The sequence below is a fragment of the Streptomyces sp. NPDC055400 genome, from assembly GCF_053644375.1.
Genome location: NZ_JBSHLM010000001.1, coordinates 753,250 through 774,782 on the forward strand (window position 1 = coordinate 753,250; position 21,533 = coordinate 774,782).

The 21,533-nt window shown below is 66.2% G+C and carries 21 protein-coding genes and 1 pseudogene; 15 read left to right on the plus strand and 7 right to left on the minus strand.

What is annotated here, in order from left to right:
- The first annotated feature begins 35 nt into the window (after nucleotides 1-35).
- Nucleotides 36-1,058 carry an adenosine deaminase gene (gene add, locus ACWIGU_RS03255; RefSeq protein ID WP_454396848.1) on the plus strand — a complete coding sequence of 341 codons (1,023 nt, stop codon included), beginning with the start codon at nucleotides 36-38 and terminating at the stop codon, nucleotides 1,056-1,058.
- 272 nt (nucleotides 1,059-1,330) lie between these two features.
- On the opposite strand, the gene ACWIGU_RS03260 is transcribed toward add, so the two are convergent.
- The 4 genes from ACWIGU_RS03260 to ACWIGU_RS03275 all read right to left on the minus strand — a co-directional run bounded on the left by ACWIGU_RS03260 (nucleotide 1,331) and on the right by ACWIGU_RS03275 (nucleotide 6,022).
- On the minus strand, nucleotides 1,331-2,206 hold the full coding sequence (locus ACWIGU_RS03260; protein WP_454396850.1) for a phosphotransferase family protein: 876 nt from the start codon (nucleotides 2,204-2,206) through the stop codon (nucleotides 1,331-1,333).
- Nucleotides 2,203-3,669 carry a helix-turn-helix domain-containing protein gene (locus ACWIGU_RS03265; protein ID WP_454396852.1) on the minus strand — a complete coding sequence of 489 codons (1,467 nt, stop codon included), beginning with the start codon at nucleotides 3,667-3,669 and terminating at the stop codon, nucleotides 2,203-2,205. The genes ACWIGU_RS03260 and ACWIGU_RS03265 overlap by 4 nt, the downstream gene beginning before the upstream one ends.
- Before the next feature lie 110 nt (nucleotides 3,670-3,779).
- Nucleotides 3,780-4,508, minus strand: a complete 729-nt coding sequence (locus tag ACWIGU_RS03270; protein WP_454396854.1) for an HAD family hydrolase — start codon at nucleotides 4,506-4,508, stop codon at nucleotides 3,780-3,782.
- A complete protein-coding gene (locus ACWIGU_RS03275) occupies nucleotides 4,505-6,022 on the minus strand; it encodes a helix-turn-helix domain-containing protein (protein ID WP_454396856.1) in 1,518 nt (505 codons plus the stop codon). Before ACWIGU_RS03275 ends, ACWIGU_RS03270 begins: the two co-directional genes overlap by 4 nt.
- Before the next feature lie 338 nt (nucleotides 6,023-6,360).
- Between ACWIGU_RS03275 and ACWIGU_RS03280 the strand changes: the two genes are divergently transcribed.
- The 7 genes and pseudogenes from ACWIGU_RS03280 (at nucleotide 6,361) to ACWIGU_RS03310 (ending at nucleotide 11,846) form a co-directional block, all read left to right on the plus strand.
- The gene (locus ACWIGU_RS03280) at nucleotides 6,361-6,555 is read left to right on the plus strand and encodes a hypothetical protein (protein WP_454397265.1); all 195 of its coding nucleotides are present in this window, start codon (nucleotides 6,361-6,363) and stop codon (nucleotides 6,553-6,555) included.
- A gap of 209 nt (nucleotides 6,556-6,764) precedes the next feature.
- The gene (locus ACWIGU_RS03285; RefSeq protein ID WP_454396858.1) at nucleotides 6,765-7,766 is read left to right on the plus strand and encodes a hypothetical protein; all 1,002 of its coding nucleotides are present in this window, start codon (nucleotides 6,765-6,767) and stop codon (nucleotides 7,764-7,766) included.
- A 173-nt stretch (nucleotides 7,767-7,939) separates the two neighbouring features.
- Nucleotides 7,940-9,379 carry an amino acid permease gene (locus ACWIGU_RS03290; RefSeq protein WP_454396860.1) on the plus strand — a complete coding sequence of 480 codons (1,440 nt, stop codon included), beginning with the start codon at nucleotides 7,940-7,942 and terminating at the stop codon, nucleotides 9,377-9,379.
- Complete coding sequence (locus tag ACWIGU_RS03295) at nucleotides 9,379-10,803, plus strand: glutamine synthetase family protein (protein WP_454396862.1); 1,425 nt, start codon at nucleotides 9,379-9,381, stop codon at nucleotides 10,801-10,803. Before ACWIGU_RS03290 ends, ACWIGU_RS03295 begins: the two co-directional genes overlap by 1 nt.
- A gap of 36 nt (nucleotides 10,804-10,839) precedes the next feature.
- Nucleotides 10,840-11,025 (plus strand): annotated as a pseudogene (locus ACWIGU_RS03300) (LuxR C-terminal-related transcriptional regulator); the annotation flags it as partial.
- 98 nt (nucleotides 11,026-11,123) lie between these two features.
- Entirely contained in the window at nucleotides 11,124-11,336 is a 213-nt protein-coding gene (locus ACWIGU_RS03305) for a hypothetical protein (RefSeq protein ID WP_454397297.1), read from the plus strand.
- A 111-nt stretch (nucleotides 11,337-11,447) separates the two neighbouring features.
- On the plus strand, nucleotides 11,448-11,846 hold the full coding sequence (locus tag ACWIGU_RS03310; RefSeq protein WP_454396864.1) for a helix-turn-helix domain-containing protein: 399 nt from the start codon (nucleotides 11,448-11,450) through the stop codon (nucleotides 11,844-11,846).
- Here ACWIGU_RS03310 and ACWIGU_RS03315 read toward each other — a convergent pair.
- Nucleotides 11,821-12,411, minus strand: coding sequence for a 2'-5' RNA ligase family protein (locus ACWIGU_RS03315; RefSeq protein ID WP_454396866.1), 591 nt, complete (start codon nucleotides 12,409-12,411; stop codon nucleotides 11,821-11,823). The genes ACWIGU_RS03310 and ACWIGU_RS03315 overlap by 26 nt on opposite strands.
- Nucleotides 12,412-12,463: 52 nt before the next feature.
- The gene (locus ACWIGU_RS03320) at nucleotides 12,464-13,756 is read right to left on the minus strand and encodes a hypothetical protein (protein WP_454396868.1); all 1,293 of its coding nucleotides are present in this window, start codon (nucleotides 13,754-13,756) and stop codon (nucleotides 12,464-12,466) included.
- 547 nt (nucleotides 13,757-14,303) lie between these two features.
- Here ACWIGU_RS03320 and ACWIGU_RS03325 point away from each other — a divergent pair.
- The 7 genes from ACWIGU_RS03325 to ACWIGU_RS03355 all read left to right on the plus strand — a co-directional run bounded on the left by ACWIGU_RS03325 (nucleotide 14,304) and on the right by ACWIGU_RS03355 (nucleotide 21,368).
- The gene (locus tag ACWIGU_RS03325) at nucleotides 14,304-15,191 is read left to right on the plus strand and encodes a phosphotransferase enzyme family protein (RefSeq protein ID WP_454397267.1); all 888 of its coding nucleotides are present in this window, start codon (nucleotides 14,304-14,306) and stop codon (nucleotides 15,189-15,191) included.
- Entirely contained in the window at nucleotides 15,188-15,991 is an 804-nt protein-coding gene (locus ACWIGU_RS03330; RefSeq protein ID WP_454396870.1) for a class I SAM-dependent methyltransferase, read from the plus strand. Before ACWIGU_RS03325 ends, ACWIGU_RS03330 begins: the two co-directional genes overlap by 4 nt.
- 5 nt (nucleotides 15,992-15,996) lie before the next feature.
- The gene (locus ACWIGU_RS03335; RefSeq protein ID WP_454396872.1) at nucleotides 15,997-17,043 is read left to right on the plus strand and encodes a phosphotransferase enzyme family protein; all 1,047 of its coding nucleotides are present in this window, start codon (nucleotides 15,997-15,999) and stop codon (nucleotides 17,041-17,043) included.
- On the plus strand, nucleotides 17,040-17,723 hold the full coding sequence (locus tag ACWIGU_RS03340; protein WP_454396874.1) for a 3'-5' exonuclease: 684 nt from the start codon (nucleotides 17,040-17,042) through the stop codon (nucleotides 17,721-17,723). Before ACWIGU_RS03335 ends, ACWIGU_RS03340 begins: the two co-directional genes overlap by 4 nt.
- A gap of 29 nt (nucleotides 17,724-17,752) precedes the next feature.
- On the plus strand, nucleotides 17,753-18,352 hold the full coding sequence (locus tag ACWIGU_RS03345; RefSeq protein ID WP_454396876.1) for a hypothetical protein: 600 nt from the start codon (nucleotides 17,753-17,755) through the stop codon (nucleotides 18,350-18,352).
- On the plus strand, nucleotides 18,349-20,367 hold the full coding sequence (locus ACWIGU_RS03350) for an ABC transporter ATP-binding protein (protein WP_454396878.1): 2,019 nt from the start codon (nucleotides 18,349-18,351) through the stop codon (nucleotides 20,365-20,367). Before ACWIGU_RS03345 ends, ACWIGU_RS03350 begins: the two co-directional genes overlap by 4 nt.
- 188 nt (nucleotides 20,368-20,555) lie before the next feature.
- Entirely contained in the window at nucleotides 20,556-21,368 is an 813-nt protein-coding gene (locus ACWIGU_RS03355; RefSeq protein ID WP_454396880.1) for a hypothetical protein, read from the plus strand.
- A gap of 20 nt (nucleotides 21,369-21,388) precedes the next feature.
- Here the strand turns inward: ACWIGU_RS03355 and ACWIGU_RS03360 are convergent, their stop codons facing one another.
- Nucleotides 21,389-21,520, minus strand: a complete 132-nt coding sequence (locus ACWIGU_RS03360; protein WP_454396882.1) for a hypothetical protein — start codon at nucleotides 21,518-21,520, stop codon at nucleotides 21,389-21,391.
- Nucleotides 21,521-21,533 lie beyond the last annotated feature (13 nt).

The window sequence follows — 21,533 nt, forward strand, 5'->3', positions numbered from 1 at the left end:
CGCCCACTGACCGCGTTTCCCACGAGGACACAGCCTTGGCCCAGAGCCCCTTAGCCTCCGGCGAGATCACCGAGACTGGCCGCTGCCTGGCGCGGTTACCCAAGGCTGATCTCCATCTCCACCTCGAAGGCGGCATGCGGCCCCAGACTCTCGCGGACTTGGCGGAGCCCCGCGGCATGCCGACTCCACAGCTCGGCTACTACCGCTCCTTCGACCAGTTCCAGCACTGCTACCGAGCCGTCGTCAAGTTGATCCGCACGAAAGCCGATCTCCGTCGACTCGTACGCGAAGTTGTCGAGGACGCGGCCGTATCCGGGGCCGTGTGGATCGAACCCCACTTCAACCCAACCACCTATGCCCCCGTTCTCGGCTCGGCTGAGGAAGTGCTCGAGCTGGTCCTGGAGACTGGGTTCGCGGCAGGAAAGCCCCTCGGTGTCGGTTTCGGACTTACCCTCGGCGCCAGCCGCAACCGCGATCCCCGCGAAGCCACCAGACTCGCGCAACTGGCCGCCGCATACGCAGGCCGCGGCGTAGTGGCCTTCGGACTCACCGGAGATGAGTCCGCCAACTCGCCGGCCGCATTCAACAAATCCTTCGCGATCGCCCGGGATGCAGACCTTATTCTCGCGCCCCATTCAGGCGAACTCGCGGGCCCACGAAGTCTCGCCAGCACACTCGACGCACTGATCCCGGACCGAATCGCCCACGGTGTCCGCGCCATTGAAGACCGCGCGCTTCTGGATCGCCTCGCCGACGAACAGGTCACCTTAGATGTATGCCTGACGTCCAATCACACATTGGGAGTCGTCAAGTACCTCGAAGAGCATCCTCTGCCACACATCTTGGAGGCCGGGGTGCGCTGCTCCCTGGGCTCCGACGATCCACTGTTGCTGGGGACCAGCCTACTCACGGAATATCAGCTCGCGCGCTCACATCTGGCGCTGCCAGATGCACAACTGGGAGCACTGGCCCATACATCACTCCATTCATCCGGAGCTCCCGACGATGTCCTCGCCCGGGCGCTTCGCGGCATCGAGGCTTGGATCACCGAACCGTGACAGTGGCGCGACTGCTCCCCGCGTCTCGGCATCATCTCCGAGGAGCGGGGCAGCGAGTCGGCACGAGCCGCCACTCTGCGTGTGTGAACCCACCGGCGCAGCAGCGGCTCTGCGAGCAAGGACTCCGCGATCTCGTACGCCCATCCGACAACGGTCCATGTCCGCGAGTCTATTTTTTCGGTCACCGATAGCTCGGGCCAAGGCTCCCGCGGCTGAGAAGCAGCCGTGCCGCATCGCCTGCGCCCACTTCTTCGTATGATCGGCCATCGTGATCAGGCGGCGCTCCACTGGGCCTGGCTGTCCTCGTTCCTGAGCGTTTCAATGCGGTGGGTCAACTGCCTCGCGGCAGCTTCGTCGCCACGGTCGGCACGACGAATGAAGGAGCTGAGTGTGTGCAGGTCCCGGATTTCACAGAGGACCGGGAGGCCGGGCCACTTCCTGATGTCGTATCCATACCGCCGGCTGAATTCGTCCAGTTCCCCAATACTGCGACCGAAGCGGACGCCCTGGAATGTGTTGGCGAGGTCGATCTCACGCGGGCCGAACGCTGCCTCGTCCCAGTCGCCGAGTCTGATCTCCTGACCGTCCCACAGCGTGTTGCCCGGATACGCGTCGGCGTGGATATGGCCGCGGCCGAGCGGGAACTCCAAATCTCGGAAAGACGCGAGGAGTTCCGCTCGTCGCTCTTTCAGCCAATCGCGCTGTGCCGACGTCAGGTAGGTGCTGCTGTCCAAGGCCGCCATGAGTGAGGAGAGCGGCTGGTGCTCTGGCAGCTGAATTGACGGGGGCGGCAGGTCGTGTAGGGATCGCAGTAGCCTTCCCAGATGGCTGGCTGCAGGAGCGCCCAGGCCTGGCTGTGGGTAGTGCCGCCAGAACGTAACGACGTACGGGGCGTACGTCACTGGCTGAGGGACGTCGACTGGCTCTGTCGCCGGGAAGTCGTTCGCGATGAGCCAGCGTGTGAGCGACACAGCGGTTTCGAGACGCCACTGCTGCGAGGCTGGGCTAACGCGCACCACGACGTCTTCAGCGGCCAGCAGGAACACAGAGGTGGCGTGGTGGCGAAGCTTGATGAGAGAGCGATCTGCCAGTCCTGACGCCCGGCAGGCCATCCGGGCGGCGGACTCAGGAGAGACCGTCATTGTCATGAGGTGAGGGCCTCCGCTCGGGAATCGATCGCCTGATAGCCGCGGGTCGCGTCTGCCAACTCGCGGGCCGTCCGGCTCCGGGCGAGCCGCGGGTCTTCGAGAAGCGTAGCTACTCCCTGCATGGCGTCGCCGAGCTGCCGGATACGCCTGTCTGCCGGGAGTTCAAGGATCGGCTGGAGTTGCTCGCCCGCTCCCTCGACTTCCCCGACGGCGATGCGGGCTGTGACGATGTCGAGGCGCGCCAGGGCCTCGTCACCGTACGACCGGTGTTCCTTCGGACCGCGCTCGTATAGCTGGATGGCCGCGGTTGCGTGCCGCTCGGCCCGCTGGTAATCGCCGAGCAGAGCGTAGGTTCCACCGATGTAGTACTCCTGCTTCGCCTCCGGGAAGGTGAGGAGACCTCCAAACCGGGTGAGTCCGTCAGGAGCGGTCTGCTGTTCGCGGGCGCGTTGGACCTCTTCGATCGCACTCAGAGCAGTGTCGCGGTCGCCGATGCGTGCTGCCGCCCTGGCCTCGATCGCGGCGATCCTGATCCGGGTCTCGCCGCCCGGCGCAAGCCGCATGGCCTGTTGTGTGTAGTCGAGGGCCGTTCGCCGATGAGTGGACCATTCCGCGATCAGCGCGGCAGTTCCTTTGACCCAGGCCCGTAGACCGTTGTGGTCGGCTTGCTCAGCAAGCACCCAGGCCGTCTGGATTTGGGCGAACGCGGACTCTTGGTCCCCGAGATTCTGGGATGCGTGAGCGAGGAGTAGGCAGTTCGTGCCGGCGAAGAGGAACAGTTCGCGGGTCTGGCGTGGCAATTGGTGGCCGCTTAACAGGGAGAAGAGTTGGTCTCTCGTCGTCAGGAGGTCATTGAACAGCGGGTGTAGTGGGGCATGTACGTACTCGGTCGCGATCTTGGTGAGTTGGGCCGCCAGCCCTTCAAGTTCAACATCACTCACGTTGCTTTTCGTGATCTCTTCGGTGAACTGCAGGGACTGCGATGCTGCGTGCGCCGCTAGATGGTGCAGGTCAGTGTTCGCAGGTCGGAACTCGTTGGGACCTGGGCGTGGCGGTGAAAGTTGCGCCGGTGCGGAATGTGCGTCGTGTTCGCGGAACGGTGGGGGAAGCAGGGCGTCAGGTGTCCCGATGCCTCTCAGGAATTTGGCAACCTTGTCGAGGTTCGTGAGCCGCCGGGTTTCGGCTTCGAGCATCGACAGGAAGCCCTGGCTCAGCCCTGTCATGTGCGCCATGTCCTCCTGGCGGAGGCTCGCTCGTTCGCGGATGAGGCGGCTCGCGCGACCAAAGTCCCATGCGGCGATGGCTGTTTGGACTTCGGCATCGAGCCACACGGCGTCCGCGATGCGCGGTCCAGGGTCGGTGTCGAGGCGCCTGTCCCGTGCGCAGGCGGCACACCAATCTTCCGTGTTGTATTGGCTCAACCGGCATCCGCAGTTGGCACAAACGCGAGTGTGCTTCTGCATCGCACCCCCGTTTCTCGTCTGCGCGCGACAGACAGCGTACGAGGGGACACTCGCATGCCCATATCACTTATGTAATACGCCCAGTTGAGAGCTCCTGCTGAGTATCCGTCTCAGTCGCGTTTGAGGGTCGTTGCCCTGATCGCGTCCAAGAGCCGCGCACTGTCTTCGAGGCTGTCGAGCACCACATCGGCTCCGGCTGATGCCAGTTGCTCGCTGGTGGTCTTGCCGGACGCGACTCCGATCACAGGAGCGCCGCCTTCGAGTCCGGTGCGGACATCCTCGAGGGAGTCTCCGATGATGACGGTGTTGGGGCGGGTGAAGGCCGTCCCGTGTTTGGCTTGGGCGCGCTTCTGGGCGACGGCCACGAGGGCTGGGCGGTGGTCGTCGTCGGAGGAGTACCCGCCGATTTCTGTGTCCAGGAACTCGTCGAGGCCGAACGTTTGTAGTTTCAGCAGCGCGTTGGGCTTGAGGTTTCCCGTGACGACGGTCGGCACGTAGTTCGTCTGCTCTTGCACCGCCTTCAGAGCGGACACGGCGCCGGGCATGAGGACGCCTCGCTGACGCAGGTCGTCGGTATGCGCGGCGAGCCGGTGTGGGAGGAGTTCGACCATGCGCGGCAGCAGTTGGGGGACATCCGGGGCCGGAACGCCGTTGTCCAGGAGCAGGGCGCGGATTGCGAGGGGCATGGTGACGCCGGTTCCCCGAGCGGGGAGTAGCTCCGCGGGGCGGCCGACGATCTCGGCGAATGTCTCGCGGTACACCTGTCGGTCGATGTCTCCGACGTACAGCAGCGTGCGGTCGATGTCCCACAGCACGAGGATCTGCTGGGCCTCGGTCACGTCTGGCTCCTTGTTCCCGTCACGGCGGCGGCGCGTTCCAGTACTGCTTGAGCGTACGGGCTGTGGCTCACCGAGTGGATCTGGCGGCGCATTGCCTCGACGTGCTCGTTCAGGCGGGCTGACTGGAGTTGTTCGGCGAGGTCGAGGGCTTCGTGTGCGGTGGCGCACCCGGCTTCGAGGTCGCCTTGTTCGATGTGGGCGGTTGCCGCGCGGGAGAGGAACAGTCCTTTGGTTCGGTGGTCTGCCGGGTTGAGGGCCTGGCGTGCCTTGGTGAAGCTGGCGACGGCGCTGCGCGGGTCGCCCAGGTCGAGGTAGCAGCTGCCTGACTGGCCGTGGATCTCCCCTTCGTTGATCCAGTAGAGCCACCCGGGGTCGTGTTCTGAGCGCCCTTGGGCGCAGAGTTCCGCGGCGCGTCCGAGCGCGGCGAGCGCCGCTTGTCGCTCTCCGAGTTTCGCGTGTCCGCGGGCTTGTCGGGTCAGCAGCATGGCTTCGAGAGCGGGCGTCCCGAGTGCCTGGATTTTGCTGCGGGCTCGTTGTGCGGCGGTGACGGCGTGGTGTGGTGCGCCGGTGGAATAGCCGTGAATGGCGATGTATGACAGGGCGCCGGCACCGAGTCGGATGTCTGTCGAAGCCTTGGCTGCACGGAGCGCGGCATACAGGTATCCGAGCGTTCGGTCGCGCTCGCCGGAGTCGAAGACGAACCAACCCGTCTGGGTTGCGGTGTCGGCGATGATCCCTGCCAGACGCCTGCCTGTTGCCTCGTCGTACGAGGTCTGTTTGACGAGGCTCTTGAGCAACTGGAGGTGGGCGTCGCCCAGATCCGTGAGGGTGCCGCTGCCATCGCTCGCGTCCATGGTCCGCAGGCTGTCGGTGGTGCGTTGGAGGCCATCGAGCAGTTCGTGGGAGAGAGGGCTGCCCTCGGCCGCCCGGCGGAGGGGTTCGGCTTCGGCGGTGTCCCATTGGTTCACAAAGGTGGTGAGTGCTATGCCCGTTGCAGTCAGGAATCCTCGACGGTCCATCGCGCTGCCTCCTGCCGCAGTGTCCAGTGCTGCCACCATACGAGCGGTGGTCCAAGGCAAGGTCGGATCGGCGTCACCGGCAAACTGGACCGGCGGTAACTGCGCCTGTCGGGCCGCGGCTTTCGGGAGGGGAAGCGGGACAAGTTCGGCAGGCACAGCGAGGCCTGTCAAGAACTCGATGATCTTGTCGATGTTGGTGAGGCGACGGCCGCCTGACTCCAGCATGGACAGGAATGGCTGGCTGAGGCCGGTGAGTTGGGCCATGTCGTCCTGCCGAAGGCCGCCACGTAGTCGGATCAGGCGGCTGGCCTGGCCGAAATCCCACGCTGCGAGCGCGTCGCGGACGCCTGGATCGAGCCAGACGCGTTCCGACACGATGGGCGTGTGCTCTTCCAGGACTCTGGAGCGGGCGCATGCGAAGCACACGATGTCGGTGTTGTAGTTGCTGAGTTGGCCACCGCACCGCTCGCAGATTCGCAGCGACTGCTGATGCACGTCATGCCTCCCCTTGAGTGAGCGCGTGCAACTTCAATTACTTCTGGTAGAGCGGGAATCACACAAGTGATATCACCTCGGGAATGTGTGCGCGGGACGTATTGCCGCCAGTCTTGGGCGTCCCGCAGCACGGTATGGAGACGAACCGACCGAGAGCGTGACCATTCGGTCGGACCGGCGCTCGTCGTGTCGCGAAACCTGTCGCTGATCTCGTCCAACGGAGTCCACGTTGTCCACCGCTTCACGAGCAGGGACGGTCCGGAGCCCGCTCCTGTCCCCCCGCTGCCCACATGATCCACGCCACCCGTCAGGAGTGCGTTGCCAACGGGCGGTCCACGGTGGCCATTAGCATCTCCGCCGTCATACTCCTGGGCATTCTCGTCGCCGTCTTCGTCAAGAAGAGCGGACTGAATGCGGTGCACGCAATCGTGTGCATCCTCTTCGGATTCTTCCTGGCCAGCACGTCGATGGCTCCGAGCATCACCCGGTTCGTCACCGGCGTTGCGGACATGATCGGCCAGATTCATTTGTAGAGCGATACGCGCTACAGACGAGCCACTTCCCGGCGCTCCGAACGCTACGCGCCCTGCATTTCGCGGCCCATCCCCACAATCCTCCTGAGGCCCCCAATGACATTCACTCCCAACCTGAATAGCCCGCCGCATCGCGGTGCCCGCGTTCATCTGGGGATCAGCCGCGTCTCTCGCTCGGAGCGTCTCCCTTCTCGATTCGAGGGGCGGTGATGCGTCTCGTGTATAACCCGGCAGGCCATGACGACGACCTGCGCGTAGCCCTGGTCGAACTGGAGGCGGGGCGTTGGAAAACAGCCCGGGATCTGCTGTTGAAGACGGACGTGCAGTGGGCGCTGCGGACATCTCGCACTCAATTGCTGGCGGTGGCAGCCGCCCGGTCGGATGTGGTCGGCGTCTGGCTCGACGAAGAGCCTGACAGCTACGACGCGCAACTCATGAGTGTTCGCGTGGTCGTCGAGCGGACTCTGCGTGCACACCGCCAACGACATCCACAGACCCCGGAGTTCGAGATCAAGGCCCGGCGTGAGGCCCTACTAGCTGCTCGTCGCGCGCCGCACGATCCCGTGCCGTGGGTGTGTCTGATGGCGTTGGCCCAGATCGACACACGGCAACTGCGGCGTGAACACCGCCTGATGTCCGCCGAACCGATGCTGCCGAGAGGTCCGTGGGGTCTGCTCTACGAGATCAATCAGCGCGATCCGTACAACCGCGAGGCCTACCACCGCGTGCTGCAGTTCATGCTCGCCCTCGATGTCCCGCGCGCCGCATCCCTGGCCGCGGTCGTCGACTTCAGCTGGTCGGTGGCGGGGCAGCGACCTGTCGGATCGCCGCTGCTGCTTCTGCCCGTGTACGCGCTGATCGAACAGCGTCGCGCCCGCGTGGATCCGCTGTGGCGGCGCCAGTGGGCAGAAGAGCCTGCGCTCAACTACACGCTCAACGCCTTCCACGACTGGTTCCACAAGGCGCCCACTGGGCTGCGTTCGGTGGCCGATCTGAACCATCTCGCCTATGCGTTATGGGCGGGCCACCAGTACCTGGAGGCAGCTGAAGTCGTCGAAGCGATGGGGCCCTACGCGGCACGGGAGCCCTGGGCCTCGGTGCACGACGGAGCCGCAGCGGCAGATCCCGGCGAGGCACTGGCTCTGCGAGCGCGCGCAGAGTCCCTGTCCTTCGCCCGCACTCACAAATCCCGTGCCGGACCGCACCCGTGATCGCCGTCAGGCACCCCCTAACAGCTTGGCATGCCCCCGTCAATCCTTGTTCTCCTTGATCTCCTGGAGGTCGTTCCGTGACCCGCTTAGATCCAACTCGCCGTGCCACGCCTCGGAAGTCCGATGAGGCGCACCTGCGGGAGCTCGGCTACGAGCCCGTCCTGACTCGCCGCATGGGACCGTTCGGGAACTTCGCGCTGAGCTTCTCCATCATCAGCGTCCTGTCCGGGTGCATGACGCTCTTCGGCTTCGGGCTCGTCACCGGTGGGCCGGCCGTCATGCTGTGGGGCTGGGCCGTGGTCGGCTTGATGGTGCTGGCCGTCGGCGCTGCCCTGGCCGAAGTCACCTCCGCCTACCCTGTCAGCGGTGCCTTGTACTTCATGGCCAGCAAACTGGGGGGTCCCCGCTGGGGCTACGTCACCGGCTGGCTCAACCTGCTCGGCCTGCTGGGCGGGATGGCCGGCGGCTGCTACGGGGTCGCCTTGTTCACTGGTGCGTGGCTGAATCTGCAGTGGGGCTTCACGCCCACCCCGGAGCGGACTCTGGGTATTTTCGCGGTGATTCTGCTGCTGCTCGCCACGCTCAACCTCTTCGGCGTCCGCCTGGTCAGCGTCTTGAACTCGATCAGTGTGTGGTGGCACGTCACCGGTGTCGCGGTGATCGTCGGTGCGCTCGCTTTCGTGCCCTCCCACCACCAGTCGGCGGGCTTCGTCTTCGGTGAGTTCAGCAACCAGACGGGCTGGGACAGCCCGCTGTATGTCGGTTTGCTGGGGCTGTTGTTGGCCCAGTACACCTTCAGCGGCTACGACGCCTCTGCGCATCTGTCGGAGGAGACGGTGCACGCACAGGTGAGTGCCGCCCGCGGCATCGTCCATTCGATCTTCTGGTCGTGGCTCGTAGGCTTCGTGCTGCTGGCCGGGATGCTCTTCGCGATCCAGGACTACGCCGGCACCGTGGGCAGCGCGACCGGCGTCCCCCCGGCGCAGATCTTCCTCGACGCGCTCGGACCCACTGCCGCCAAGGCCCTGCTCCTGGTGGTCATTGTCGCGCAGCTGTTCTGCGCGAACGCCGGACTCGCGTCGACGTCGAGGATGGTGTTCGCGTTCTCTCGGGACGGCGCTCTGCCGTTCTCCACCACCTGGAGGCGCCTGAGCCGCCGGACCAAGACGCCCGTCCCGGCTGTCTGGCTCGCCGTCGCCGTCCCCTTCGTCCTCGCCCTGCCCTCGCTGTACTCCACCACCGCCTACAGCGCGATCACCTCGATCAACGTCATCGGTATCACTCCCGCCTACGCCATCCCGGTCTACCTGCGGCTGCGCGCCGGCAGACGATTCGTGCGCGGCCCCTGGCACCTGGGCCGGTGGAGCAAGCCGATCGGGTGGACAGCCGTGGGCTGGGTCGGCTTCGTCACCGTGCTCTTCTGCCTGCCGCAGACCCGTCCCGAGGGCGGCGGGCTGGTGTCCGTCGACACGTTCAACTACGCGTCGATCGCGCTGGTATCCGTTCTGGTCCTGGCCTGGATCTCGTGGCAGTTCAAGGGGCGACGCTCCTACGAAGTACCGGCCCAGAACTTCGACCGCTCGGCGAGCACGTACGAAGACGAGGTCGTCTGATGACGGGGACTGCCAGCGGCAACGGCGCCATGGCGCGCCTCGCCACGGCGTCCGCTCCCGATTCGGGCAGGCGCTCGGAGAAGTCCTTCTCCCTCAACGATCTGCGGAACCTCGTCAAAGCAGGGGCGATCGACACGGTGCTACTGGCGGTCCCCGATCTGCAGGGACGGCTGAAGGGGAAACGGTACGACGCCGGCCACTTCCTCAAGCGCGTCGCCCATCATGGCGCCGAGATGTGCGCGTACGTCCTGGCCACCGACGTCGACATGAGCCCAGCGGAGGGCTTCGCACTGGCCTCGTGGGAGACCGGCTATCAGGACCTGTCCGTGCAACCGGCACTGCCGACTCTGCGCGTGGTGCCGTGGCTACCGCGTACCGCCGTCGTGCTGGGCGACGCCGTGCACCAGGGCGGCACTCCCATCGACATCGCGCCCCGCCAGGTCCTTCACCAGCAGTTGACCCGTCTGTCCAGGTATGGCCTGCATCCCAAGGTGGGGCTGGAGACCGAGTTCGTCGTCTACAAGGGCACCTACGCGGATACGGATCAGGCCGGCTTTCGGGGCCTGCCTCCGTTGGCGATGGAGAACAGGGACTACTCCCTCGATCACGACCCCGAGTCCGACCGGTTCTTCCGCCGCCTCCAGCGTGCGCTCGCCGGCGCCGGAATGCCCGTGGAGGCGATCAAGACCGAGGCCGGTCCTGGCCAGGTCGAAGTGACTTTCCCCTACGGGCCCGCGGTCACCGCCTGCGACCTGCATCTGTTCTTCAAGCACGCGGTGCGCACCCTGGGCTCACGCGCCGGTCTGGCACCCACGTTCATGGCGGCCCCGGAGACTGGCCGGGGCAATGGCCTGCACCTGCACGTGTCCTTGTGGTCGAAAGGCATCAGCCAGCTCGACGAGCCCGGCGGCGGCCTGTCCCCCATCGGCCGGCAAGCCGTCGCGGGTCTGCTCGACGGCTTGCCGGAACTGGCTCCGTTGTACGCACCGAACGTCAACTCCTACAAGCGGTTCACGCCACGCTCCTGCGCCCCGACCACGTTCAGCTGGGGCTACGACAACCGCACCTGCGCCATCCGCGTGGTCGGCCACGGCGAGGGCCTGCATCTTGAGATCCGCGTGCCCGGCGCGGACGCCAACCCCTACCTCGCCCTGGCCGCGGTCCTGGCGGCAATCGACCACGGCATCGAACACAAGCTCACCCTCGGCCCCGAGGAGACCGGGAACGCCTACACCGCAGGCGGCACTCCCCTACCGCCCACCCTCGCCCACGCCCTCACCGCCTTCCACAGCAGCGCCCTCGCAGGTAGGGCCTTTGGCACGGATGTGGTCGAGCACTATGCGCGTCTTGCCCAACTGGAACTCGACCACGACCGTCGTCTGGTCACCGACGGCGAGCGGCAGCGGTGGCTGGCCCGCGCCTGACAACTGCCCTTCCCCCCGAAAGGATCTACGGTTCTCGTGAGTGTCCGACCTCGCCCGACCGCGACTCTTCTTGATCTCACGTCCGCGCAGGTTCGGGTCGCCGCACACGTTGCGCAGGGCAAGAGCACCGAGGCGATCGCATCTGATCTCGCGATCGCAACGGGCACGGTCAGCGTGCAGTTGAAGCACAGCGGGCAGCGGCTCGGCGTCAGCGGTCGCGCGGCCGTCGTCCACGCCTGCTTCGTCACCGGGCACCGCCAGCGCCCCGCGAAGGCCGTCTTCCCGGGGCCTTCGCGGAGGCGGAGATCACGACCTGGCGGATGGTCGCCGCTGGTGCGACATCGAAGGACTACGCGGAGGCGGCCCGCATCAGCCGCGACGAAGCCGTGCGGCGGGTTCGGGAGCTGCGAGAGCGCGTCGAGGCGGACAACGACCCGCACCTCGTGACGCTGGGCTGGAAGTACGGGGTGCTCGACGAGTCCCTCGTCGAGATGGCCTCAGGCACGGTTCTCCCCGCGCTGGTGCGCAGATGACCAGGTCAAAACGCATTGTCAGAGGGCGTTTGAGATCTCAGCGCGCACCGATTCACCCCAGCCCACCTGTGCATCCTCGCCAAGCTGGCGACCGGTGCCAGTAGTGCGAGCGTGGCCCTCGACTTGGACATCACTACCGGCACCCTGGCCACCCAAGTGCAGGCGATGGGGCGCCGGACCGGTGTGAGCGGGCGTGCCCCGCTCCTGCACATCGCGTATGGCACCCGGCAGCTTCCGCGCCCCGAGCAGGCTGCCTACGGCGGCATCTGGGAAGAGATCGAGTTGCACATGGTCCAGTTGGTCGCTTCAGGGGCAGCAACCCCGGAGATTGCCGACGCATGTCGAATCTCCCGTGACACTGCGAAACGCCGGCGGAAGCTCGTGCGGGATCGTGCCGGGGCCGCGAACGATGTCCAGCTCGTCGCGCTTGGCTGGAGCTACGGGTGGCTCGACGAGTCGCTCGAGGTGAGACCTGCGGACTTCCTCAGCGCAACTCCAGCTCGTGGATGACGTCCCAGCGGTAGGCGTGTCCTTCACGGCGCAGTTCGACTAGTCGAACCCGCTGCACAGGCACAGTCACGGAGTCCAGGGAACGGAGGGGCAGTACGGCGTCTCTCACGAGGTGCGCGGGCATGCGTCGGTTGCTGTAGGCGATGCCGATGTGCGGGCGGAGAGCGGACGTCGGCTTCTTCGGCAGCAGTCCGACTGCGGAGCCGGCTCTGCCGAGGGCGGCGTGCAAGTCGATGGTCGATGTCCAAGGGACCACGCTGTAGCGGATCGCTCCGCGGGATGCGGTGAGCGGCACCGCCCGGAGGGTGAAGGCCTCAGGCCGAACCACATGGGCGGTGGCGATCAAGTGGTCCAACTGCCTGGGGGCTACCTGGTCGGCGGTGCCGATGCGTCCCAGCGTCAGGTGGAGGGCATCTTCGTCAACATCGTCGAAGCCGAGACGCTGGAGCTGCTTCTGGCAGTGGCGTGCTTGATCGATGAGCTGGTCCGCGTCGGGGAAGGTGAGCATCCAGTAGTAGGCGCGGGTCGAGGAGGTCCAGCCGGGCCGGTCCCAGTGGTTGGTCATCTCTTCGACGTTGGCGAAGGCAGCCCAGTCGTGGTCTGCGATCGCCGATGCGTCAGTGGTGCTGGGTGGAGGGGTGGGAGGGAATGCGCCCGGGTCGGCCGTGAGCTGCATCCGCTGCCCCTCTCGTGTGCTCTGTCGGCGGGGACATTTTTGCAGGCTTCGCCGAGTCTCTGGTTTGGGGGTCTGTCTGCCAGGAGCGTAGGGCGTCGGCGTACTCCCTGACGACGGGCAGGTTCCTCCAGTCGTTGGCTTTGGCATGGAGTTCGCCTGCGCGTTGCACTACGGAGCGGATCGGGGGCCCGCCACCGGCTTCGAGGACTTGCCGGCCCAGGACCATCGCGTGCTCGACGTCGGGACGAGGGCCTGCGAGGAGGGCGGTGGCGACGTCGAGGCGGACGAGTGCCTGGCTCCAGGCGGAGTCGGATTGTTCGATGAGTTCGTCGATCTGGTCGGCGTAGGCGAGGACGCGTGGGGCGTTGGCGAGCGCGACGTGGACGGTCGCAGCGTTGGCCAGCGTCCGGGCCGTGCCGTACGGCTCGAAGGAGATGCAGGAGGTCAGTCTCGCGGAGACGGTGTGCTGGCAGCTCAGGTCTTCTGCTGCTGCGATCGCGCGCTCGGCGCCGGCACGGTCGCCGAGTTTGCCCAGCGCCCTGGCGAGCCCGTTGGACTGGAGTCGGATGGCTTGTGGGTGGGCCGGGTCGATCGCGAGTCCCGTGGCGGCCCATCTGACGGCCTGGTCGTAGTGGCCTGCGTAGTAGGCGTTGAGTGATCGCGTGCCGTGTGTCCACATGATCAGCTCGTGGTCGGCGATCTCTTTCGCGAGTTCCTCGGCCTCCGTGCAGTAGGCGTTCGCCAGTGCTTCCCGGCCGGCGTTCACTGCCATATAGCCGAGTAGTCCAGAGGCTTGCGCCGCGAGCCGGAAGAGGGCTTCGCGCTGGCGCGGCGGTTGTCGGCCGTCCAGCCGGTCCTGGATGAAGTTGCGCAGGTTGACGGCCTCTGGAGCGAGGCGTTGTGGGCCTTCGGTCTCATAGCGGTCGACGAGATCCGCCACGCCTTGCTCCAGGAGTCCGGCCGTGGCCGGATCAATGTTGGAGGAGGTGGTGGCGCTGAGCCTTTTCGCGATGTCCAGCGGGTTCTCCCACGCGGGGGTGGATATCGCGGTGAGGGCGGCGTGGGCCTGGAGCCCGTGTGGGGTGGCAGTTCCCGGGATGAGGGTCGGCGCGATGTGCGGGGGGACTTCCATTTGCTGCAGGACAGTGATGATCTTGTCGATGTTGACGAGGCGGCGTGTGCCTGATTCGAGCGTCGAGAGAAACGATTGGCTCAGGCCGGTGATCGTCGCCATGTCCTCCTGACGTAAGGAGGCGATCTGTCGGATCAGCCGGAAGGCTGCGCCGAAGTCCCAGGCGGCTAGGGCTGCGGATACGTCGGGGTTCTCCCACACATGTTCTGGCACCCGCGGCGGCGCTGCGGGCTCGGTCTCGGCGGAGCGAGTGCACGCGGCGCATCGCTCATCGTTGTTGTACCGGCTCAGGGGATTCCCGCACCGGGTGCATCGCCGTTCTTCGTCGCGTGCCACTACCGCCTCCCACCAGAGCGGAGATCCTGGCCGGGATCTGCGTTGGGCGCAATCACCCCAGTGATATCACCAGGCGGATGTGCGAACGCGGGCTTTCCGCCACATCTTTGATTCCCCGTCACCACCCGGTCCGGAGCGTGTCAGCGGACTCTGGTGCCGCCCTGTTCGGCCCGGCCAGAGCCTGCTGGGGGTGGATTGTCAGTGGCTGTTGGCAAGCTACGCACCCACGAGACATCACCATGCGCGCTCAATCGATCACACATGGTGGTGCGTATTGGTTCCACATACGGGAGGACGTACCACCGTGACCGACATGCCCGAGACAGTCCACCGCTTGGTGGCGTCGGTGACCAGCAGCTTCAGCGTCGTCGCCGATCACTCGTCGCCCGGCGATGGACGGCCTTTCGTGTGGGAGGTCGAAGCCCCGGACGGGCGTGGGTGGTTGGCCAAGCTGAACCCGGGTCCCAAGCTGCACCGGCGTGAAGTGCGCGCCTACCAACAAGGCTGGGCTGCTGCGCTCGGACAGGATCGGGCTCCCACTTTGGAGGCCGTGGACGACGAGGCGTGCGCCATCGTGATCACCAAAGTGCCCGGCCGTCCTATCCGGCATCTCCGGCTGGACGCGAAAGAGGAGCAGGAGGCGTACCGCCAGGCCGGTCAGCTCCTCGCGCGACTCAATGCCGCAGATCCCGGGGAGCCCGAGTCGGCGGCGAGTACAGCGAGTTGGGAACAGAGCGTCGAGAAGATGCTCGCCAGTGCCGCGCTGCACCTGACAGCCGATGACGTGGCGGTGCTCCGCTCCCTCACCAGCAGAGCCCCCGCCGAGCTCCCCCGTGTGGTGTCGCACGGCGACTTCATGCCCAGGAACTGGCTGTGGGAGCAAGCCGAACAGCGGTTGAGAGTCATCGACTTCGAGCGGACCTGCATCGAAGCGGCCGTATGGCGGGACTTGCCTCGACTGACGTACCGCATCCTGCGTGGACGCCAAGACCTGGAAGCAGCGTTCAAGGCCGGCTACGGACGCACGCTCACCATTGATGAGCGCCATGCTTGCGCCGCATACGCCGCACTTGATGCCGTCAGCGCCCTGCGCTGGGGCATCGAGCACCACGACATTGAATCCGTCGACGAAGCCCACACCATGCTCCTGCACCTCGAAGCCGAGCACCACGCTGGACTACAAGTGGGCAGGGGGCGATGAGCGACTTCACCGGCACCTCGGGGTTCTACCGGCAGTTCAGGCCATGCCTCCCCAACGAACTGACCGCACTGCTCGATCGGATCGCGCCCTCCGCCTCCCCTCGGCGGCTCCTCGACATCGGGACGGGCCCTGGGTTGGTCGTCGAGGCTCTACTGGACCGGTTCGATGACATCGTCGCCCTCGACCCCGAAGCGGACATGATCGCGGCCGCGGAAGCGTCCTTGCGACCACGTCTTCAGCGCGGGAGCCAGCTGCATCTTCACCACGGGCCGGCCGAGGAGTTCGCCCCGGCTGCGGACTGGCAGCCGCATCTGGTGACGCTCTGCCGTGTCTTCCACTGGCTGGATCAACCAGCCGTGATGAATCGGCTCGGTGAGTACGTCGCACCGGACGGTGTCGTCGCCGTGTTCAGCGACCGCAGCCTGTGGACGGCCGGCAACCCCTGGCAGCGTGCGGTCCGCGACGTCGTGCAGGACTTCCTCGGCGCACAGCGCCGCGCTGGGCGCCGAGCTTTCGAGGCAGGCGGGCCACCGTACGCTGAAGTGCTCCGTGCTTCAGCATTCAGCGAGGTCACCGAGACGGTGGTCCCCGTTCGCCGGACCTGGATCCCAGAGAACGTCATCGGCTACCTGTACTCGACATCGTTCGCGGCCCCGCATCTCTTCAAAGAGCACCGGGAGAACTTCGAGTCTGCGGTGAAGACCGTCCTGGCGCACTTCACCACCGATGGCGTGCTCCTGGAGAACAACGCGTTCACGCTGCTCACCGCCCGACGCCCCTCACCACACGGAAAGCGGTGAACAGGATGGCCGACGTCTGGGGTAACGATCTTGTAGTCGACGTATTGGCTGACCGCTACGGGCTGACGGTCGAGGCCGTCGAAAAGGTTCCGGTCGGGACCGACACCATCAACCGGCGTGTGCTGACGACCGGTGGACACCGATTGTTCGTCAAGGAGTACGCGTCGAGCACCGATGTGAATGCGGCTCGCTCCGCATGGGACATGGCGGAGTTCTGCCGGGCCGCTGATCTCCCGGTACCGCGTGTGTGGCCCGACCGTGACGGCGACCTGGTCGCTCTCGCCGAGGGAAGCGCCTGGGCCGTGGTCGACGAGGCTCCCGGTCGCGTAGCCACCGGGGCGATGACAGTGCCGCGTGCGGAACACATCGGCATGGTGCTCGGGAAGATGCACCGGGTCCTGGCCGCGTACCCGATGCCAGAGCGCGTCCAGGAGTCCCGGTGGCAAACGGAGCCCGTGGCGAATGCCGTGGCGCGTTGCGACAGTGCGCTGTCCTTGGCGAGGCGGCAAGGTGACGACGATCTGCCCCAGATCCGTGCTCAGCTCGACCGACGGCGCCAGGACTTGATCGCCCATGTCGCCCGGCTCCGCGATGGTCTGCCCCCACATCTGGTGACGCAGGCACTTCACGCAGACTTCGTCCGCCCCAACATGCTGGTCCTGACCGATGTCGTCACCGGCATCATCGACTTCCGCGGCGCCCAGGCGTTTCCTGCCTGGGAGTTGGGCCGTGCAGCTTTCGACCCCCGCACGGTCGCTGCCAGCGATCAGTGGCCGGCTTGCGCGACGGCGATGGTGTCCGCGTACCGCTCGGAGAACCCCACCCTCCCCTTGGAAGATGTTCTGGCCTGCGGCCGGATCGCACTGCTCTACATGCTGTTCAGCTTCTACGGCTCGACCACCGCCGAATACGACCTGCCATACGAGGGCAAGGTCGACCTGAAGCAACACTGGCGAGAGCGGCAGACCAGCATTCGCCGCCTCCTCGACAGTCTTGACGATCTTGAGGACACGCTCAGAACCTCAGCTCGCCTCCCCGGGGAGCGCCGATGACCGACGCTGTCAGGCCGGGCTACAAGCGATTGGCCGAGGATCCTGCCTTCCAAGACACCCACTTCGTGGTGATCGACTTCGAGGGCACCACCCCGAAGGGCGCTCCTCCCGAGCCGATCGAGGTCGCCGCGCTAGGCCTGAAGCACGAGCCGGGTCGCGGCCCGGTACGCAGTGGCTTCTCGTTCCAGTCATTGATCCGGCCGCCTGCCCATGCTCCTGTGCTGCCGTTCGGCGTCATACAGAACGGGATCACGCCGGAGGATGTTGCCGATGCCTCACCGGCCGTCACCGTCTTGCGTGCTCTGGACGAGGAGTTGCCGCAGCGGCCCGTGCTGCTGGTGGCCCACCACGCCCCGGTCGAAGGCAACATCATTTACGCATACCGAGAAGCGTGCCCCCGGCTCGCCTACACCCGGATCGTGGATACACGGCTGCTCGCCAAGCACCTCGCCCCTGATCTGCCGGCGTACAACCTCGACGCGCTCTTGGCTCACTACGGAATCCCTCAACCTGCACATCGGCATCGGGCGATGGACGACGTGGGCGTCACCGCCTCTCTGTTCCGCACGCTGCTGACCGAGGCCGCCCGCAGCCACGTCATCACCAGCCTGACCGGTCTCGTCCGCGTCTCCAGCAGGCGCCCACGGGCCGGTGCGCCGACCCAGCTCGAATTGCCCTGATCGCCGACCGCGCCACCGAGGAGATTCCGTTGCCCGAACCTGAACTCACGCTGCCCGCCTTAGAGCGCATTGGTCCCCTGGCCCGGCGCCGCCACTCGATGGAATGGCCCTGGCACGACGGCGAGGACGTGCCCGACGATCTCAAAGTCACGCAGTCCTGGGGGTGGCTGTTCGTCCCGGACGGCCGCTGCATCGCGCTGATCGACACCACGTACATGCTGCCGGTGCTGCCCGGCGGCCAGGTCGAAGACGAAGACCATGACGATCCGTCGGCCACGCTGGAGCGTGAGGCAGCCGAGGAGGCCCAACTCGCCCTCGGGCCAGCCCATTACCTCGGCTACCTGCACGACGAGATCAGCGACGCGTACGACGGCAACGGACCGCGCGCCCGGGTGCGGATGGCTGCCGCCGTCACCCACATCGGTGCCTCCGCCGTGGATCCTGCGACTGGCTCGACCATGATCCGACTACTCGCGGCGCCGCACCGGATCGTCGATCTGTTCGGCTGGGATGAGCAGGCCCGCCGCCAGGCCGATGCCGCGATCCGGGCCGCCTGCGACCTGTGGGGCTATCCCGAGAGCTCGTCGTCGACGGTCAGCGAGATTCCCCTCGAAGGAGGCTGGCTGTGAAGCGAAAGTCCCACACCGGGGAGCTCCAAACAGGGGAAGTGTCCGAATCGGAGCAGCTGCTGTTCGGCGGGCCGCTTCGCTATGACCAGGGCTGGAACAAGCACGACGAGGCGTTCCTGCAGCTGAACTTACGGTCGATGGTGAGACGACTGCCGCACCTGGTCGCGACGACTTGCCAGCTGGCGTGGGAAGCGGACAAGGCTGCTCTGCGGGTTGTGGCCTTGGCGGAGATCGGCCGAGGCATCGGACAGGCAGTCGGTCTCGTCGCGGCGAACCGGGTTCTCGCTCATCTCCTCGGCGACGGCACGACCGCACAGCGGCTGACTCAGGCCGCTCCGGCACTGACCGTGGCGGGGATTGCGGCGTTGATCGGCGCGGTTCTGCGGTCCGTGTCCACGGCCGGCACGGGGCAACTGGAGCCGAAGGTCGAGCGGGTAGCCACCGAGCGGTATCTGACGCACACGGCCAACGTGGAGCTTTCGGCGATTGAGGACGACGAGTTCCACAAGCTCCTCGACAGTGCCTCCTACGGGGCGGGTTCTGCCCGCCGAATGGTGAAGTACTGCCAGAACATCATCACCGCGCTTTTGTCGTTGATCGCTGCGGCGAGTGTCCTCACTATCCTGCATCCGATTCTTTTGATCATGCTCGTGGCGATGACGCTGCCCAGCGCATGGGCTGCTCTGTCGGTCGCACGACGGCGGTACACGTCCTTCCATGCGTGGGTGCAGCACTCGCGGGCCGGGCAGTTGATCAGCCGTCTATTGTTCTCCACCGAGGCAGCGTCCGAGATCCGTGTTCACCACGTCGGCCCGTTCCTGTTGCATCACTTCCGGGCCATGTCCCAGTCGCAGGAAGCCGAGCAGGAGAGACTCGCCCGGCTAGCGGCCCGCACCGGGCTGGTCGCCGCGGCCTGGACGGGAATCGCGGCGGCCGCCGCGTACGCCACGCTCGGTGGTCTGCTGTGGACCGGGGTCATGGCCCTCTCGGTCGGCGGCACCGCTGTTCTCGCCATTCGCAGTGGCTCCTCCAGCCTCAACAGCCTGGTCCTACAGGTCAACTGGGTGTACGAGGAGTCCATGTTCGTCGGCGACCTACACCGCCTGTGCGAGGAAGCCGTCAAACGGACGATCCCCACAGGTGGCCTGCCACTGCCGAAGGAACCGGCACAGATCACTTTCGAGGACGTCGGGTTCACTTACCAAGGCAAGAGCAACAAGCGCGCTCTCGACGGAGCCAGCCTGACCATCCCGACCGGCAAGATCGTCGCCCTGGTGGGTGCGAACGGCAGCGGCAAGACCACACTCATCAAATTGTTGTGCGGGCTCTACCAGCCGGACTCCGGACGCATCCTGTGGGACGAAGTCGATGCCACCAAAGCCTGCCGACAAGAACTGGTCTCCCGGATCGCTGTCGTGGGCCAAGATTTTTACCGTTGGCCCTTCACCGCGGACGTCAACATCAGCATCGGCCGCACCGAAGAACCACAGGACCAAGAGCGGGTTGAGGCCGCGGCCCAATACGCCGGCGCAGAGAGCCTCATCGAGGAATTGCCCCGCAGCTGGAAGACGCTGCTGGCCCGCGGCTACAAGGGCGGCCACAACCTCTCCGGGGGCCAGTGGCAGCTCCTCGGACTGAGCCGGGCGCACTACCGCCGTGGCCAGGTACTCATCGTCGACGAACCGACTTCGGCGCTCGACGCGAAGGCAGAGCAACAGCTCTTCGACCAGATCCGCAGGCTCGCTGACGCAGGTCAGACGGTCATCCTCATCACACACCGCCTCGGCTCGGTGAGGGCCGCAGACCTGATCCACGTCCTCGACGACGGCCGCGTCGTGGAGTCGGGAACATTCAACGAGCTGCTGTCCGATGATGTCGAAGGCCCGAAGGTCTTCCGCGACCTGTACCGGATTCAGGCCGCCCAGTACCAAAGTGAGCCCAACCCCAACGGTGTTCCTGTCCCTTCGCCACGCCCACCTCTGTCCGACGCTCCTCCGTCCCCCACACGCTCATGAGTCCACACACTGTCCCCCGACCCCGCCAGGCCCTGCCTGTGCCGGTCCCGGCGCAGGTCGCCGAATGGGCCAAGACGCGCATCGGCGCCCTCGCCCCGTGGCCGCTCCCCATGGATCTCAGTGGTGCACACTCATGGCGCGTCTCAACGCCGCAAGGGCTCGTCGACATACGCGTAGCCCGTACCGACGTGGACTTCCGGCGTGAGGTAATCGCCTACAAGAAGGCGATCCACCGCCTCGGCCCGAGCCATGGGCCGCGGCTGATTGCCAGCGAGCCGCGGTTGCACACCCTGCTGACCACGCACCCACGTGGCAGGCCCGTCGACGACGAGGCCTCGCTACACATCCTGCCCCGCATCCATCAGGACGCTGGGCGCCTGCTGGCCATCCTGCATGACAGCGTCGACCAGATCCCCGATGCCCGCGCTCAAGCCGTCCGGCACCTCGCCCACTACACCCAGCACATCGTGCGCCGACTCGACCGCACCACCCGGTGGCTGAGTCTCGAAGAGGCCGAGATCGTACGCCGCAGTGCGGATAGGCTCCTGGAGCATGAAGAGGCGCTGCCGGTGGCGTTCTGCCACGGCACGTTCGGGACCTCGGCCTGGCGGTGGAATCACCAAGCCCAGAACCTGTCGCTGACTGGGGTCGGTCGAGCCCAAGTCCTCCCTGCTGTAATGGACTTCGCGCGCAGCAGCGCCTTGTGGTCCGAGCACCCGCATCTGAACAAGGCCTTCTTCACTTCGTACGGCCGCACTCTCGAAGACACCGAGCTGCTCGTCCTCGCCGAGGCTGCTCTTCTCGCCGCGGTGGAGGACCTGCACCACGCCATCGCCCTACGTGACGGCAACGCCCTCACCTTGGCCACCGCTTCCCTCCGCGACACCATCCGCCGCCGATCATCCGCACCAGACCGTGCCGCCGTGCCAGACCGTGAAACCAGTCCGTCCCAGCCCGTCCCGGCCGCGCAGGACTCATCACTGCCGGAGGAGACGAGCTGATGCCAAGCAGCACCCCAATGTCATCTGGCCGGTTCGGCAGCTTGTGGCAGCACCGGGATTTCCGCAGCTACTGGGGTGGTCAAGCCATCACGGTCGCGGGCAGCAGCATCACCACCATCGGGATCTCCGTGATCGCCGTCGTAGATCTGCACGCCTCGACGGAAC

Coding starts and splice junctions, on each gene's coding strand:
- ACWIGU_RS03260 (WP_454396850.1), bottom strand. CDS start 2,206: ATGACAATGACGGTCTCTCCTGAGTCCGCCGCCCGGATGGCCTGCCGG.
- ACWIGU_RS03265 (WP_454396852.1), bottom strand. CDS start 3,669: ATGCAGAAGCACACTCGCGTTTGTGCCAACTGCGGATGCCGGTTGAGC.
- ACWIGU_RS03285 (WP_454396858.1), top strand. CDS start 6,765: ATGCGTCTCGTGTATAACCCGGCAGGCCATGACGACGACCTGCGCGTA.
- ACWIGU_RS03290 (WP_454396860.1), top strand. CDS start 7,940: ATGGGACCGTTCGGGAACTTCGCGCTGAGCTTCTCCATCATCAGCGTC.
- ACWIGU_RS03295 (WP_454396862.1), top strand. CDS start 9,379: ATGACGGGGACTGCCAGCGGCAACGGCGCCATGGCGCGCCTCGCCACG.
- ACWIGU_RS03305 (WP_454397297.1), top strand. CDS start 11,124: ATGGTCGCCGCTGGTGCGACATCGAAGGACTACGCGGAGGCGGCCCGC.
- ACWIGU_RS03315 (WP_454396866.1), bottom strand. CDS start 12,411: ATGACCAACCACTGGGACCGGCCCGGCTGGACCTCCTCGACCCGCGCC.
- ACWIGU_RS03320 (WP_454396868.1), bottom strand. CDS start 13,756: ATGGCGACGATCACCGGCCTGAGCCAATCGTTTCTCTCGACGCTCGAA.
- ACWIGU_RS03325 (WP_454397267.1), top strand. CDS start 14,304: ATGCCCGAGACAGTCCACCGCTTGGTGGCGTCGGTGACCAGCAGCTTC.
- ACWIGU_RS03330 (WP_454396870.1), top strand. CDS start 15,188: ATGAGCGACTTCACCGGCACCTCGGGGTTCTACCGGCAGTTCAGGCCA.
- ACWIGU_RS03335 (WP_454396872.1), top strand. CDS start 15,997: ATGGCCGACGTCTGGGGTAACGATCTTGTAGTCGACGTATTGGCTGAC.
- ACWIGU_RS03340 (WP_454396874.1), top strand. CDS start 17,040: ATGACCGACGCTGTCAGGCCGGGCTACAAGCGATTGGCCGAGGATCCT.